At 66.2% G+C, this 14,591-nt stretch carries 15 protein-coding genes; all 15 read right to left on the bottom strand.

Annotated elements, in window-relative coordinates; translation table 11 throughout:
* Nucleotides 1–54: 54 nt before the first annotated feature.
* The 15 genes from XH87_RS22150 to flgG all read right to left on the bottom strand — a co-directional run bounded on the left by XH87_RS22150 (nt 55) and on the right by flgG (nt 14,575).
* Nucleotides 55–636, bottom strand: a complete 582-nt coding sequence (locus tag XH87_RS22150; RefSeq protein ID WP_271588883.1) for a transglycosylase SLT domain-containing protein — start codon at nt 634–636, stop codon at nt 55–57.
* On the bottom strand, nt 587–1,924 hold the full coding sequence (gene fliK / locus XH87_RS22145; protein ID WP_271588882.1) for a flagellar hook-length control protein FliK: 1,338 nt from the start codon (nt 1,922–1,924) through the stop codon (nt 587–589). Before fliK ends, XH87_RS22150 begins: the two co-directional genes overlap by 50 nt.
* Complete coding sequence (locus XH87_RS22140) at nt 1,921–3,099, bottom strand: chemotaxis protein (RefSeq protein WP_271588881.1); 1,179 nt, start codon at nt 3,097–3,099, stop codon at nt 1,921–1,923. Before XH87_RS22140 ends, fliK begins: the two co-directional genes overlap by 4 nt.
* Nucleotides 3,096–4,412, bottom strand: coding sequence for a MotB family protein (locus XH87_RS22135; RefSeq protein ID WP_271588880.1), 1,317 nt, complete (start codon nt 4,410–4,412; stop codon nt 3,096–3,098). The genes XH87_RS22140 and XH87_RS22135 overlap by 4 nt, the downstream gene beginning before the upstream one ends.
* Nucleotides 4,413–4,417: 5 nt before the next feature.
* Nucleotides 4,418–5,116 carry a hypothetical protein gene (locus XH87_RS22130; protein WP_158670890.1) on the bottom strand — a complete coding sequence of 233 codons (699 nt, stop codon included), beginning with the start codon at nt 5,114–5,116 and terminating at the stop codon, nt 4,418–4,420.
* Complete coding sequence (gene fliF, locus XH87_RS22125; RefSeq protein ID WP_271588879.1) at nt 5,113–6,738, bottom strand: flagellar basal-body MS-ring/collar protein FliF; 1,626 nt, start codon at nt 6,736–6,738, stop codon at nt 5,113–5,115. The genes XH87_RS22130 and fliF overlap by 4 nt, the downstream gene beginning before the upstream one ends.
* A gap of 304 nt (nt 6,739–7,042) precedes the next feature.
* Nucleotides 7,043–7,957, bottom strand: a complete 915-nt coding sequence (locus XH87_RS22120) for a flagellin N-terminal helical domain-containing protein (protein ID WP_158670888.1) — start codon at nt 7,955–7,957, stop codon at nt 7,043–7,045.
* 270 nt (nt 7,958–8,227) lie between these two features.
* Nucleotides 8,228–9,136: a flagellin N-terminal helical domain-containing protein gene (locus XH87_RS22115; RefSeq protein WP_271525138.1), complete on the bottom strand. Its 909-nt coding sequence runs from the start codon at nt 9,134–9,136 to the stop codon at nt 8,228–8,230.
* A 264-nt stretch (nt 9,137–9,400) separates the two neighbouring features.
* Complete coding sequence (gene fliP, locus XH87_RS22110) at nt 9,401–10,141, bottom strand: flagellar type III secretion system pore protein FliP (protein WP_035715624.1); 741 nt, start codon at nt 10,139–10,141, stop codon at nt 9,401–9,403.
* Nucleotides 10,138–10,581 (bottom strand): flagellar basal body-associated FliL family protein, encoded by a 444-nt coding sequence (locus XH87_RS22105; RefSeq protein WP_271588878.1) that lies wholly within the window; start codon nt 10,579–10,581, stop codon nt 10,138–10,140. The genes fliP and XH87_RS22105 overlap by 4 nt, the downstream gene beginning before the upstream one ends.
* 42 nt (nt 10,582–10,623) lie before the next feature.
* On the bottom strand, nt 10,624–11,331 hold the full coding sequence (gene flgH / locus XH87_RS22100; RefSeq protein WP_035715626.1) for a flagellar basal body L-ring protein FlgH: 708 nt from the start codon (nt 11,329–11,331) through the stop codon (nt 10,624–10,626).
* Complete coding sequence (locus tag XH87_RS22095) at nt 11,332–12,102, bottom strand: MotE family protein (RefSeq protein WP_271588877.1); 771 nt, start codon at nt 12,100–12,102, stop codon at nt 11,332–11,334.
* A 67-nt stretch (nt 12,103–12,169) separates the two neighbouring features.
* Complete coding sequence (gene flgI / locus XH87_RS22090; RefSeq protein ID WP_035715632.1) at nt 12,170–13,300, bottom strand: flagellar basal body P-ring protein FlgI; 1,131 nt, start codon at nt 13,298–13,300, stop codon at nt 12,170–12,172.
* Complete coding sequence (flgA, locus tag XH87_RS22085; protein WP_271588876.1) at nt 13,297–13,773, bottom strand: flagellar basal body P-ring formation chaperone FlgA; 477 nt, start codon at nt 13,771–13,773, stop codon at nt 13,297–13,299. The genes flgI and flgA overlap by 4 nt, the downstream gene beginning before the upstream one ends.
* A gap of 13 nt (nt 13,774–13,786) precedes the next feature.
* Complete coding sequence (gene flgG, locus XH87_RS22080; RefSeq protein ID WP_271588875.1) at nt 13,787–14,575, bottom strand: flagellar basal-body rod protein FlgG; 789 nt, start codon at nt 14,573–14,575, stop codon at nt 13,787–13,789.
* Between the last annotated feature and the right edge of the window lie 16 nt (nt 14,576–14,591).

Raw genomic sequence — 14,591 nt, 5'->3', positions numbered from 1 at the left:
GGGATCTTGCTTGCGCGGGGCTGATGATTGGAGGCGATGCACAACTTCATGTTGTCAGGTCGTTTTCGGCTGACAGAACGAGCGCGCCCGGTCGGTCCACGCGCCGAAGCCGCTCGAGACGAGATGAGCGACGATGAGACAGACGTAGCGCTTCTGCGCCGGCTGGTTGTTGGGGCCTGCATTGTAGCGGGCGACTGCCATGGTCCAGCTGCCTTCGCGCTGCTTCAGCTCCTTGAGGAAGCGCGCGGCATAGTCGACGTTCCTGGCGGGATCGAACATCGCCCGCACCGAAGCGAACTTGTCGCCGTGGTAGTAGTGGTTGACCTGCATGCAACCGAGGTCGATCAACTTGATCCCCTTGCTGCGCATCGTCTCGAAGTTCGCGATTGCGTCATCCATGTTCCTGGCGAACACGGTCTGGCCGTCGGCACCGAGGGCGTAGGGATGGAGCGCGCCGCGCCGACCGGTCTCGGTGAGGCCGACCGCATAGAGAATGCCGAGCGGAATCCCGTGCTGCCGGGCCGCGCGCGCCATCTCGCGCTCGCAGGGGCGAGCGTCGTCGGTCGCCGCCGTCGCGACGCCAGCGTTACAGATAAACAGGGCCGCGGCGGTTCTGCTGGCCCACGTCCTGGTCATGACGTGTCTCCTGGTTGGACTGGCGCTCCTGCCGGGCCTGTCTGGCGCCGCCGTCTGACTGTCCCGACGAGGTGCCGGGGCCGCCGAACGCTCCTTGCGACTGCGACGAGGGCTGGCCCGGGAGCTGCGGTTGCGATTGGCCGGAGCCGCTCTGGAATCCGTCCAGCGAGCCGTGCCGGACGGGCGCGACGTCGGCGACATAGCCGGCCGACTGCACGAGATCGCGGATCTGGTCGCGCTGCTGGTCGAGCATTTGGCTCGTGTCCCTGCGCTCGGCCGCAAGCTGGACGGACACTTCGGTGCCGACGAGCCGCAGGCGCACGGTGACGTTGCCGAGCGCGGGCGGTTCGAGATTGACGGTCAGGATCTTGAGCGGCTGATCCGGCGCGTTGGTCCGGGAAGCTGCAAGATCCGGCGATGCCGACGCCGCCGGTGCCGAGGACTCCTTCAGCTCGGCGACGACCGCATTGGCGACCTGTTGCGGGGCGTTGAACTGCGCCGGCGGCAGATGGGTCTCCTGCTGGACCACGGTGACCTTGGTCGTCTCGGGCAGCGCAGCACGCGCCGAGGCCTTGGCAGCGCGCTCGACAGTGGCCGTGACCGCCTCGAAGCCCGCTGACGCGGGCATTGCACGCGAGGCCTCCCCGCCTTGCGTCGATGCCGGCTGCAGCGCCATCGCTTGCGAAGCCGCGGCCTGCGAGCGCGCGGCGTTGGGAGCAACACTGGACGGCGCGGTGTCGGCCGTCGCCGCCGTTGCCGCGCCCGTGAGGGGAGCCTCGCGCTTCGCCGTCGAGGACCGCCCGTCGCGCGCCAGCGCGTCCTTGTCGGCGGACTGCAATTGCATCTGCGTCTTCACGGCGGGCGCGGCAGCGATCTCCTGCCCGACCACCACAGCGATGCCCGATGGCCCCTGGACGTCTGACCCGGCGGCATGATCCACCGGACGTGGCGTCTCCGACGACCGGTCGGCCGTCTCGTCGGAGGACTCCTCCGTGGACTCTGGTCCCTCGGACGCCGCGATGCGTTCGCGCACCGTCGCGCCCTTTTTCTCTTCGGTCGGGTGCGCCAGACGCGTGCGCAGCGTTCCGGTCTTGGCGGTCGTATCGCTGCCATCATCGCTCAGCGCCTGCTTCGCGAGGCTCGAGACGGTGCGGAGCAGATCGTTGAACGACGAATTTGCCTGCGATTTGGTCCCGGCGCTCCTTGCGGAACGCGACGTCCCGCGCGTGTTGAGACTCTCGGCGAGACCCGAGAAGAGCTGTCCGGAAGTTCCACTGAGCTTGGTCATGGACGGCGGTCCCTGGTGAGGAGTTCGAGTTCGCCGAGCTGCTTCTGCGCGCGCGCGAGCGTCACGGCCGACGACGCCAGATCGAGTCGCGCCGGCGTTGCCGGAGGCTTGTCGGCTGCTGCGGCGGGTCCGCCCGCGAACGGCTTGCGGACGTCGAGCGCGAGCTGCACCGTGGCATTCAGGAGAGGGACGTCGCGCTCGGGCAGCTTCGACCGGTCGAGCGCCTTCAGCTCGGCGAGACCGCCGTCATATTCGTCGGTGAGCGCCCGCGAGGCGCCGCGAAAGAAATGGGCCCGCTCGCGATCCGCCGAGGCGTCGGCGCTGAGCGTCAGCGCCCGCTCGCCGGCAAGCCGGGACACGGTCAGCCGCCCGCGCACCATCGCGGCGCGCGCGATCACGAGATACAGCTTGAGGCGGCTCGCATGATCGACCTGCTCCAGCAGGGCCGTGATCCGCGCAAAGCGGCGCTCGTCGAGCGCCAGGCTCGATTGCGTCAGCCCCGCGGAGAAGCGCTGCCAGAAATCGCCGCGATAGATCGAGTTCCGGTAATGGCGGATATAGGCCAGCGTCAGAAACTCGAACTTCTCGAAATCCTCCGCCTGCCCCACCAGCAGGATCTCGCGCCGCAGCGCCGCCTCTTCGACGAGCGTGCCGGGCAACAGCAGGCGCGCGTCGTCCAGACGCTCGATCGCGAGCGATGCCTCTGCACGCGCGAACAGCGCGCCCTGGACCAGCGCGACCTGTCCGCCCAGACCCGAGGGAATAGTCCGCGGCCTGACGTCCTTGAGCAGCTCCCGCGCCTCGTCCTGACGACCCTCGACATAGGCGAGCGCACCATTGAGCAGCCGCTCGTCCACGTTCATCCTGTCGCGCGGCAGCTTGCGGACGATCTGCGGCGCACCGCCGCTGAGCAGGTAGATGACCACGGCCTGGCCGTTCTGCGGATTGCTCCACACGGCGGGATCGGCAGCGAGAAACTTCTCGCCGATCTGCCGGATCAGCGCGATGTGACTGCCATGCGCGGCGGTGTCGCCGCTGGCGATGCCGTCCTGCACCGCCTGTAGCGCACGGACGAGCTCATAGGGTTCGCCGGACCGGGGCGCAGGTTGGGCAAGCGCGTTCGCTGCCGTGAACGGCAGCAGCAGCAAGGCGGCGCGGCGCAGCAGCCTGATCAAGGGCGCTTCTCCCGGATCAGGATCTCGATCCGGCGGTTCTGTGCGGCTGCCGGATCGTTCGGAAGCTTCGGTCGCCGGTCGGCGTAGCCTTCGACATGCTCGATCCGCCGCGCATCGACGCCGGAGCGAACCAGCATGTAGTAGGCCATCTGCGCACGAGCGGTCGACAGCCGCCAGTTGTCGTAGGTGTCCGAACGATACGGCCGGTTGTCGGTATGGCCGCGGACGATGATCATGCCCTGGCGCTTGGTCAGCAGCGGTCCGATCCTGTCGATCACGCGGATCAGCTCGGGCCGCGGCTCGGCCGAGCCGACCGCGAACATGCCGAAGCTCGTATCGTCGGTCAGGCTGACCAGGAGTCCTTCCTCGACCTGACGCACCTCGGCCGCTGGCCCCGCGCCCGCTTTGATGTCCGACAGCGCGTCCGCGATCGCGGACTGAAGCTGCTTGATGGTGGGCTGCTGCGTTTGCGCCGCATCGCGCGGCTCGGACTCCTTCGCCGCGTCGTTGGGACGCGCCTGCGGGGCCGCATTGGCCTGGACGCCGGCCTGAACGGCGCTGCCGTCGCGTGAGGATTGCGTCGGCGCGGGGCCCGGCGGCAGCAGGGGCGACAGGCTTGCGGACGGGCTCTCCGCGTTCGGAGCCACGCTTCCGCCGGCCTCGTCCGTCTTGGCCCGGCGCGCCTGCGGCTCGCCCGGATATGTTCCGGCTGCGCCGTCGCGCGCGGCCGCATTCGGCTTGGGCTCGCTCTCGATGAAGCGGTCCGCGTCCTTGTCCGCCTGCGGCGCCAGCTTCCAATAACCGGGATCGAACGGATCGCGGTAGGCGTCACCACCCTTGAGGCCGTCCTCTTCGGCGGACGTCAGGGCGCCGGCACGCCGCTGGCCCGAGGACTGGTTCGCGCTGCTCGCGATCTCGGCGAGCGTCGCATAGGGATCGCGGAACAGGATCTTCTCTTCATAGGAGGCCGGCTTCTCGGCGGTTGGAGAGTCACCGCGGCGTTCTTCGTTCGGGCCAGCCGGCTGACGCTTGCCCTCCTGGCCTTCGAACGACGACGGCTCCTTCTTGGAGAGATCCTTGAGACCCTTTGGCGCAGGCGCGTTCTCCGCGAGCTTGATCGGGTTGAAATAACTCGCGACCACCTGCTTCTGATCCTGGTTGAGCGCATTGAGCAGCCACATGACCAGGAAGAACGCCATCATCGCGGTCATGAAATCCGCATAGGCGATCTTCCAGACGCCGCCGTGATGCGCCTCCTCGGCGAAGGCGCTGCGCCGGCGGACGATCACGATCTCATGCTTGACCTCTTCCATGGCGACTACCGGCGCGCTTCCTTGAGGCGTTCACTCCAGGCCGAGATCTGCGTCTCGATCACGGTCTGGTCGGCCACAACGCGGACCTCGAGGGTGTCGGCGGCCTCGTACGCGATGCCCGTTCGCCGGGACGCCTCGAGCTGCGTCTTCACGAGGTCGAGCAGCTCGCGCGGGCCGGTGACCTTGAACACCGGCACCGGCGAATTGCCGGTCAGCGCCGCAACCTGCTCGACCAGCGATCCGATCGCCTTGTCGCGCACCGCCTCAGTGAGGAACGGCAGCAATATCCGCGCAACGGAGCTCGCGATGTTGGTCTCGACCTCGCGGCAGGCCGCCTCGAAGCCGCTGACGATCGCCACCGCCTGCTGGTCGGACCACTTGGCCCGCTCCTCGCCGAGCCGGATCGCGCTGCGGACGCGCTCCTCGGCCAATTTGGCGTCGCCTTCCGCGACGCCGGCCGCATGGCCGCGCCGATAGGCATCGTCCAGGAGATTGACCGGCGGAGCTTCCGTCGCGGGCGCCGGAGGCGGCGCCTGAAGCTGCGGCTGCGCCGGGGTCTGAGGCTGCGGTTGAGGCTGCGGCTCGCGCCGGGCTTCCTTCGGCCTGGTCAGCACGTCCTGGATTTTCGGCGGTGGAGGCGGCGACGACTTGACCCGGCCATTCGCGTCGAACTGCGTCAGGAGTTTTCCGATTGCCGCGTTCATGCCGCCTCCTCGCGTCGCATCCAGTCTTTAAGGATCGCTGCCGCCTGCATCTGGTCGAGCCGTACGATCTGCTCCAGCCGCTTCTGCGGCGTTCGCTGCATCTTGCCTTCGAGGTCCTCGACCAGGTTGAGCTCGGCCTCCTCGCTATCCGGCAATGCAAGGGCCGCCGCAGCTTCGAGTTGGGCGGCCTCGGCCGCCTCGACCTCCTCCTGCTCCGCGCGATGGGTCAGGATGCCGTTGACCGCGGGCCGAAGCCCGAACCAGACCAGCATCGAAGCAACCGCCAGGATCGTCACCGCGTTGATAACGCTGCCGAGCTGCTTGTTGATCATCTCGACGAAGCTGATCGGGGGCACCGGCGCCAATTCACGCGAGCCTTCGATGAAATCGACGGCCGTCACCTGGATCTGGTCGCCGCGCGCCTTGTCCAGTCCGCCCGCCGTTGCCGCGAGCTGACTGATCTCGGCGAGCTTGCTGTCGACGATGGCCTGGTTGCTCTTGTCGCCGAGATCTGCGACCAGCCGCGTACGGTTGACCAGGACGGCGATGAAGAGCTTCTTGACCGAATAGCCGTCGCTCACCGTCGTGGTGGTCTTGGACGAGACCTCGAAATTGGTGACGTCCTCGCGGCGGCTCTTGTCCTCGCTGGAGTTCTTGCCGCCTCCGGCGTTCACCTGCTGATCGGGGAGATTCTGCTGCACCGTGGTCGGCGTCGAGCGGTCGGCATTCTGCGACGACTCCTTCTCGCGCACGTTCCGCACCGAGCGCTCGGCGCGGCTCTCGGGATCGTAGACCGTCTCGTTGATCTGCCGCTTGTCGGTGGACAGCTGCGGAGCGACGCTCACCTCGAAATTGTCGAGGCCGAGATACGGCGTCAGCGCCTTGCGGATGTTCTCCTGCACCATGCCGCTGACCGTCTTCTGCAGGCTCGCCATCTTGGTCGGCGCGGCGCTCGCCTCGTCGTCTTCGGCGAGCAGCATCGAGCCGTCGGCATCCAGAACCGTCACCTTGTCGCGGCTCATGCCGGGGATGGCGGCGGCGACGAGATGACGGATCGACTGCGCCGTGCGCGCCTCGATCGCGCCATCGGTGCGCAGCACGACCGATGCCGATGCCGGCTGCTGCGTCGCGCGGAACGAGCCGCGCACCGGCAGCACGATATGAACCCGCGCCGCCTTCACGCCCTTCATCAGCTGGACCGTGCGCGCAATCTCGCCTTCCAGTGCCCGGAGCTTGGTGACCTCCTGCATGAACGACGTCAGGCCGAGCGAGCCGATCTTGTCGAACAGCTCGTAGCCGGAGTTGGCGCTGGTGGGCAGCCCCTTCTCGGCAAGCAGCATCCGCGCCTGCATGGTCTGGCTTGGCCGCACCGAGACCGCATCGCCGGCGGAGTTGACGTCGAAGGTGATGTTCTGCTCGCGCAGCGCCGCGCCGATGCGCGTCACGTCTTCGCGGGTAAGGCCGGTATAGAGCGTTTCGAACTCGGGCCGGCTGAGATAATAGGTGCCGCCGACGACGGTGACGAGAACGGCAAAGCCGATCAGTCCCAAGGCCATCAGGCGTCGCGGCCCAAGCGCCAGCAGATTGTTGAGCAGTTGCTGTACCTGCGCACGACTGAGCATATGACCTCGTACCGATGCGGACGTAGAGGACACTCGGCTGCCAACCTTGTCTGAAGGTTACGCGCGGTCACGGATGTGTCGGTTCGCCGGCGAGGCGTTGCAATTTTACAAGAAGGCGACGACGCAATTCGCTCGGCAGCCGCAAGCGGAAAGCTCGGGCGCGTGGCCGCGCGATCGGCTGCGGCGTGTTGCATGAAGTCTGGCGTCGGGAGGCCGATTGCCGGCACGCCTGTGCCGTCGCGCCCGCCGATCTCGGCGGGGACCGTGCTCCCCGAGGGAGCACGGTCGTTTTCGAAAGGGCCGCTTAGCCGCGGAACAGCGAGAGGATGCTCTGGCTGTTCTGGTTGGCGATCGAGAGCGCCTGAACGCCGAGCTGCTGCTGGGTCTGCAGAGCCTGGAGGCGGGTCGATTCCGCGTTCATGTCGGCGTCGACGAGCTGGCCGACACCGCGGTCAACCGAGTCCATCAGGGTCTTCACGAACTCCGAGTTGGTCGAGATGCGGTTCTTGACCGCACCGAGATCGGCTGCGGCCGAGCTCACCGAGTTGATCGCGGCCGTGACCTGCGCGATGTAGCCATCGAGCGTGGTCTGGTCCGCCGCCGAGTCCGTCAGCGCGGAGATGTTGATCGTGTCGACCGACGCACTGCCGCTCACGGTGTCCAGAATGCCGGTCTGCGTGGTGGAGTACAGCGTGTAGTTGGCGGTCGTCACGGTGATGGAGCCGATGGTGGGCGTGCCGCCGACACGCGAGTACGACGAGACGAGGTTGAAGCTCGTCGGCGTGGTGCCGGTCGTCGTGCTCAGCCAGTTGATGCCGTTGAAGGTGGCCGAATTGGCCTTGAGCTTCATGTCCTGCTGGATCTGGGTGATATCCGCCTGGATCTTGGTGCGGTCGATACCCGCGGTCTTGGCTTCGACCAGCAGCGCCTGGAGCTTGGTCAGGCCCGATTCCTTGTCGCCGATCACCGAGGTCAGAGCGGTATATTCCGTGTCCACGGTGGCGGCCGACAGGCCGAGCGAGTCGGAGACGGCGGACAGCGCGGCGTTGTCGGAGCGCATCGACGTCGCGATCGACCAGTAGGCGGCGTTGTCCGAAGCGGTGGACACGCGCTGACCGGTGGAGATGCGGTTCTGCGTGGTGGCGAGTTGCGCGCTGACAGACCGCAGGGTCTGGAGCGCGGTCATGGCGGAGGAGTTGGTGAGAAGACTTGAACCCATTTTGATGTCCCTTTGGAGATTGAATTGAGCTTAGGGGACATACCGGGCTTGCACCGGTACGACAGAGCGGCGTCATGCCTTTGGGCTCCCGGAAATGCGGTCAGGCCCAATCGGTCGTAGCGGCGAGGTTAGCCAGCGAAGCTTGTGCGAGGCTTGTGGCCCTGTGTTCCGGCTGCAACAGGCAGCCAAATTGACGGCGCGCGTGGCATCACGCCAAACGAAAGGGCCGCGCTTCGCGAGAAGCGCGGCCGTCCTCCGACGATTTAAGTCTTAGCGGAACAGCGACAGGATGCTCTGGCTGCTGTTGTTGGCGATCGAAAGCGCCTGAACGCCGAGCTGCTGCTGGACCTGAAGTGCGGCCAGGCGGGTGGATTCCGCGTTCATGTCCGCGTCGACGAGCTGGCCGACACCACGGTCAACCGAGTCCATCAGCGACTTCACGAACTCCGTGTTGGTCGAGATACGGTTCTTGACGGCGCCGAGATTGGCGGCGGACGCGGCCACCGAGTTGATGGCGGTCGTGACCTGCGCGATGTAGCCATCGAGCGTGGTCTGGTCGGCCGCCGAGTCCGTCAGTGCGGAGATGTTGATCGTGTCGACCGACGCACTGCCGCTCACGGTGTCCAGAATGCCGGTCTGCGTGCTGGAGTAGAGCGTGTAGTTGGCGGTCGTCACGGTGATGGAGCCGATGGTGGGCGTGCCGCCGACGCGAGAGTACGACGACACGAGGCTAAAGCTCGTCGGTGTGGTGCCGGTCGTCGTGCTCAGCCAGTTGATGCCGTTGAAGGTCGCGGCATCGGCCGTGCTCTTCATCTGCTGCTGGATCTGCGTGACGTCAGCCTGGATCTTGGTGCGGTCGATACCGGCGGTCTTGGCCTGGACCAGCAGCGACTGGAGCTTGGTCAGACCAGAGTCCTTGTCGCCGATGACCGTGGTCAGGGCGGTGTACTCCGTGTCGACGGTCGCGGCCGACAGACCGAGCGAGTCGGAGACGGCGGAGAGCGCGGCGTTGTCGGCGCGCATCGACGTCGCAATCGACCAATAGGCGGCGTTGTCCGAAGCGGTGGCCACGCGCTGGCCGGTGGAGATCCGGTTCTGCGTGGTGGAGAGTTGCGAACTCACAGACCGCAGGGTCTGGAGTGCGGTCATGGCAGTCGAGTTCGTAAGCAGGCTTGACATTGCGAATGTCCCTTTTTGTACGCGATACATTTTCACGAGGGGACATACCGGGCTTTCACCGGTACGGAGGGACGGCATCATGCCTTTGGACTGATGTGGGTGGGGTCCAACCCGCCGTGCCGCATTGCTAGCACGCCGAATCTTGCTTCCAGATTAAGGCGCGCCCGAATTACGCTGCAAAATCATATGGTTAACATTACTCGCCGCTAACCATAAGCAGCGCGTATCGCTTAACCATATCCAGCCGGTCAGCGATCGCGGCAGTTATGAAAACGAACGCACCAGTCCGGAGGCCAGCAGGTTCCAGCCGTCGATCAGCACGAAGAACAGCATCTTGAACGGCAGCGCGAGGATCGTCGGAGGCATCATCATCATGCCCATCGACATGGTCAGCGTCGCCACGATCATGTCGATCACCAGGAACGGCAGGATGATGAGGAATCCGATCTCGAACGAGCGCCTGAGCTCGGAGATCATGAAGGCCGGGATGATGACGCGCAAATCGATGCGCTTGTCGTCGAACTTCTTGCGGAAGCTTTCCGCGGCGAGCGCTTCGAAGGTCTGCAGATCCTTGTCGCGGACATGGGCCAGCATGAACTCCCGGAACGGATCGGTGATCTTGAGATAGGCTTCCTCTTCCGAGATCTCGTTCTTCATCAGCGGCTGGACGCCGGTCTCCCACGCCCTGTCGAAGGTCGGCGCCATGACGTAGAAGGTCATGAACAACGCGAGACTGATCAGCACGAGGTTGGCAGGCGTGGTCTGGAGGCCGAGACCGGCGCGCAGGAACGACAACGCCACCGCAAATCGCGTGAAGCTCGTCACCATGATGAGCAGTCCCGGCGCCACCGACAGCACCGTGATCAGCGCCATCAGCTGGATGATCCGGCCGCTGGTCGAGCCGTTTCCCGGCGGCAACAGGGAATTCAGGTCCGGAATCTGGGCCAGCGCCGCTTCGGGCAGCACGACCAGAACCAGCGCGAGCAGCAGGACTCTCACTCTCACTGGATCACCAGCGTCTCGATGATCAATTCGCGGACCTTGCCCGACGAGCGGATGTTGGCCCGCTCGATCAGGTCGTCACGCAGATGCTGGAGCCCGCGCGATCCCTCGAACTGCGCGACCGTCGCCGACCGCAGATAGGCGACGATGTCCTCGCTGATGTGGGCGGCCAGAATGCCGGCGTCCTCGTCGCTCATGCTGTCGGTCACCATTGAGGCTTCGATGCGCGCCCAGTTGTTGGCCGGGGCGGCGAGATTGGTCACGATCGGAGACAATTTCCGGAGCCGCGCGCTGCCGGCGTAGCCCGACGCGATCGGCGGCGGCGTGGCGCTCTTCTTCGCGTCGGCAACGCGCTCGGCGGTCGCGATCAGATGCAGGCCGGCAACGGCGCCCGCGCCGATCGCGATCAGGGTCAGCACAACGATGGCGGCAATCAGGCGCATGGCGTCCCCCGCCATCGCGACGCGGCCCGACCGGCGCGAGCCTCAGAATGGTGCCACAGCGTCATAGATCCGATGTCCCCATCCAGGCTGCTGCACGTCCGACAGGTTTCCGCGCCCGCCATAGGACACGCGCGCCTCGGCGATCTTGTCGTAGGAGATCGTATTGGCCCGCGAGATATCGCGCGGACGCACGATGCCGCCGACGTTGAGCACGCGCATCTCCGTGTTGACGCGAAATTCCTGCGAGCCGCTGATCATCATATTGCCGTTCGGCAGCACGTCGGTGACGATGGCCGCGATCGACAGCTTGATGTCCTCGGTGCGATCGATCTGGCCGTTGCCCTTGATCTGGGTGTTGGTGCTGAGGTTGGCGTTGGCCGAGCCCTTGTCGTTCCACCCCGCCACGTCCATCAGCCAGTCGAGCCCGAACTTGACCTGCGAATCGCGGGAGCGGCCGGTCTTGTTGTCGAGCTTGGCCTTGTCCTGCATCGAGATGATCACCGTCACGACGTCGCCGGTGCGCCGGGCGCGGGGATCGCGGTAGAGATCGGTGCCGTCGTCCCAGGTCGAGCGATAGCTGACAGGCGTGCGCATGCGCGGTGTCACCGGAATCGGATCGGCCTGCGTCCTCAGGCCGCTGCCGACCGGCGACATTTGCGGACCGGTCAGCACTTCGGCCGGATCATGGAAGCATCCAGCCAGGAACACGGACGCCAGCAGGAGCGAGAGGATGAGGACCGGCTTGTTCATCTATTTGGTCTTTCCGTCATCCACGCGACGCATGCCGCCGAGCAGGTCGGCGAGGTGGGCCGCGCGCGCCGTATCCATTTCATTGAAGATCGCGCTCGAGTTCCTCGGGCTGAGCTTGGCGAGCACGGCGGCGGCGGTCTCGTCGGTCATGCCGGCGATCTGGGTGGCCGCAGCTTCGGGCTTCATGCGGGAATAGATCTCGACCACGCTCGCTTCGGCCTTCTTCAGGAAGTCGTCGCGCAGCGCCATCCACTTCTCGTATTCTGCGCGCTTGGCCTCGACTTCGGCGATCCGCTCGCGGAGCAGGCTCTCGGCCTTCTCCAGCTCCTTGAGCTGCCAGGCCAGCCTTGCGTCGACGGCGGGATCGGCGACGTTGCTGCAGAACAGGGCGATTTCGTTGTCCGGGGCCGGCGCAGCCTGCGACGGCGCAGGCTTCGGCGGCGCCGCAACGCTGCCGGGCTTGGCCGGACGGACCGCTGCGGGCGCTGGCGCGGGAGACGGCGTCTCCGAGGCCGGCACCGCCCCGGTGATCGCGGGCCCCGAATCTTCGGCCGCCCATGCCGTCGCCCGGCTCGAAGCATTGTCGCCTGATGTCGAGGAGGCCGGCGGCTGAGGCTTCTGCGGCCCAGGCGCGCGGGCGCGCGCGAAGGAGAGCAGGTTGAGCGGCTTCGACGGCCTGGCCTCCTCCAGCGCCAGCCCGGACGATGCGCTCGCGAGCACCGAGGCCGCGACCAGCAGGAGGAGTTTGGCTTTGTGATCCAGCTTCAGCATCGGGCCGCGTGCGATTCTCGGTCGAGACCTGAGCATTGAGCGACCAAGCTTGCACGACGCTTGTGCATCATTGCACGATGACGTCGGCCTGGAGCGCGCCCGCGGTCTTGATCGCCTGGAGGATCGCGATGATTCCCGATGGCTTCAGGCCGATCTGGTTCAACCCGCGCACCAGGCGCTGGAGATCGACCCCGCTCAGGATCGCCACCTGCGCCCCCGCCTCGTTGGCTTCGACCACGGTCTGCGGAACGACCACGGTCTGCCCTCGCGAGAACGGCGCCGGCTGTGACACCACGGGCATCTCCGTGACGCGAACCGTCAGATTGCCGTGGGTCACGGCAACGGTCGATATCCGCACGTCGCGGCCGATCACGACGGTGCCGGTGCGCTCGTTGATCACGACCCGCGCCGGCGTGTCCGGCTCGACCGTCAGTTCGCCGATCTCGGCCAGGAAGCGGACGGGGCCGATGTGGCGCGGCTTCGACAGCACGATGGTGCGGTAGTCGCGCTCGAAGGCGATCTGCGCGCGGTAGCGGCCGCCGGCATAGCGGTTGATGGCGTCGAGGATGCGCGTTGCGGTGACGAAGTCGGGGTTCTTCAGCTCCAGCACCAGGAACTCCATCTCGTGGAGACTCCCCTGCACCGCGCGTTCGACCAGCGCACCGTTCGGGATGCGCCCTGCCGTCGGCGTGCCCTGGCTGACGTTCTGCGCCTGGCCTCCAACGTTGTAACCGGCGACCGTGATCGCGCCCTGCGCCACCGCATAGACGGCGCCGTCCGCGGCGCGCAGCGACGTCATGACCAGGGTGCCGCCGAGCAGCGACGTCGCGTCGCCCAGCGACGACACGGTGACGTCCATGCGCTCGCCGGGCCCGATCGAGGGCGGCAGGTCCGCAGTCACCATCACCGCCGCGACGTTGCGCGTGCGCAGCGTCGTCGGGCGCGGTGGGGTGTTGGTGCTCGTGGTCTCGTTCCTGACGTTGATGCCCATGTTCTCGAGCATCGATTGCAGGGATTGTTCCGTGAACGGAGCGTTGCGAAGCGTATCGCCTGTGCCGTTCAGGCCGATGACGAGGCCGTAACCGACGATCTGGTTTTCGCGCAGACCCTTGATGTCCGCGATGTCCTTGATGCGGACGGCAGCCTGTGCGCCGGCGACCGACATGAGCAGGACAAGCGCAAGCAGGATTCTGGTCATGACCCGTCCATGACCTTGACGGTGCCGTCCGGCTGGACGACGCCCCTGATGATTACTCCGGTGTCCGTATTGCGCACCGGGATGAGCGCGCCGGCCGCACCGGACTGCATCGCCGAGCCGTAAGTGACGATGGACAGGCCGCTGTCTTCGACCACGACCTTGACCGTGGCGCCGCGGGCGACGGTCCAGGGGTCCTCCACCGCATTGGTTGGAATGGGCTGGCCGGGGAACAGCGCGCGCCGCGCCATACGGCCGATCAGGACCTGACGCCCCTCGATGAACATGGCGACGCCGAGCAGGCTCGGCGCGAAGGCGCGCTCGGTGATCATCCCCTCGCGGATCAGCTCGCCGGCGCGGATCGAGACGGCCGGTACGGGAAGCCGCTTCTCCTCGGCGGCAGCGACCCGCGCCGCGACGATAACCAGCAGCACGGCGGCCAACCCGCGCATGACCAGGCCCACCCTGTTCAACATCGAGACACCGGAACTAGCGCATGCCCTTCGAGACCGTCTGGGCCATTTCATCCGAGGCCTGGATGACTTTGGCATTCATTTCGTAGGCGCGCTGCGCCGAGATCAACTCGGTGATTTCCTTGACCGGGTCGACGTTCGAGGCTTCGAGCCATTTCTGGTTGATCTTGCCGTAGCCGGCATCGCCCGGCAGCCCGACGACGGGCGTGCCCGACGCCGTGGTTTCGCGGTAGAGATTGCTGCCAAGCGGTTCGAGGCCCGCTTCGTTGGCGAAATTGGCCAGGTTGAGCTGGCCGATCTGCCTTGGATTCACTTCCGTGTCGAGCTTGGCAAACACCTGGCCGGTGGCGTTGACGGTGACCTCGACCGTCCCCTGCGGGATGGTGATCGCGGGGTCCAGCAGGTAGCCGTCGATCGTGACGAGCTGGGCGTTGGCATTGACGTTGAACGAGCCCGCACGGGTGTATTGCACCTCGTTGTTGGGACCGAGCACCTGAAACCAGCCGCGGCCGTTGATCGCGAGGTCATAGGGGTTGCCGGTCTGCGTCAGCGCGCCCTGGATGTGCAGCTTGCGGATGGCAGCCGACTTGACGCCGAGGCCGAGATTGGCACCTTCCGGAATCGGCGAGGAGCCGTTGACGTTCGCGACGCCCTGCATGCGGTCCATCTGGTAGAACAGATCGGTGAACTCGGCGCGCGCCCGCTTGTACGAGGTCGAGTTGATGTTGGCGATGTTGTTCGCGATGACTTCGATATTGGTCTGCTGGGCATTCATGCCCGTGGCCGCAATGGCGAGCGATTTCACTTGACCTACTCCTTCA

This window comes from Bradyrhizobium sp. CCBAU 53415, assembly GCF_028128735.1.
Lineage (GTDB): Bacteria > Pseudomonadota > Alphaproteobacteria > Rhizobiales > Xanthobacteraceae > Bradyrhizobium.
Note: the sequence above shows the minus strand (reverse complement) of the source record. Positions and strands in the feature narration are given on the sequence as shown.

Bases quoted from the DNA above. Each gene is read 5' to 3' on its own strand.
- flgA (WP_271588876.1), bottom strand. From the start codon at position 13,773: ATGTTGAACAGGGTGGGCCTGGTCATGCGCGGGTTGGCCGCCGTGCTG.
- XH87_RS22105 (WP_271588878.1), bottom strand. From the start codon at position 10,581: ATGCGCCTGATTGCCGCCATCGTTGTGCTGACCCTGATCGCGATCGGC.
- flgI (WP_035715632.1), bottom strand. From the start codon at position 13,300: ATGACCAGAATCCTGCTTGCGCTTGTCCTGCTCATGTCGGTCGCCGGC.
- XH87_RS22150 (WP_271588883.1), bottom strand. From the start codon at position 636: ATGACCAGGACGTGGGCCAGCAGAACCGCCGCGGCCCTGTTTATCTGT.
- XH87_RS22120 (WP_158670888.1), bottom strand. From the start codon at position 7,957: ATGGGTTCAAGTCTTCTCACCAACTCCTCCGCCATGACCGCGCTCCAG.
- XH87_RS22095 (WP_271588877.1), bottom strand. From the start codon at position 12,102: ATGCTGAAGCTGGATCACAAAGCCAAACTCCTCCTGCTGGTCGCGGCC.
- XH87_RS22115 (WP_271525138.1), bottom strand. From the start codon at position 9,136: ATGTCAAGCCTGCTTACGAACTCGACTGCCATGACCGCACTCCAGACC.
- flgH (WP_035715626.1), bottom strand. From the start codon at position 11,331: ATGAACAAGCCGGTCCTCATCCTCTCGCTCCTGCTGGCGTCCGTGTTC.
- XH87_RS22135 (WP_271588880.1), bottom strand. From the start codon at position 4,412: ATGGAAGAGGTCAAGCATGAGATCGTGATCGTCCGCCGGCGCAGCGCC.
- XH87_RS22130 (WP_158670890.1), bottom strand. From the start codon at position 5,116: ATGAACGCGGCAATCGGAAAACTCCTGACGCAGTTCGACGCGAATGGC.
- fliK (WP_271588882.1), bottom strand. From the start codon at position 1,924: ATGACCAAGCTCAGTGGAACTTCCGGACAGCTCTTCTCGGGTCTCGCC.
- fliF (WP_271588879.1), bottom strand. From the start codon at position 6,738: ATGCTCAGTCGTGCGCAGGTACAGCAACTGCTCAACAATCTGCTGGCG.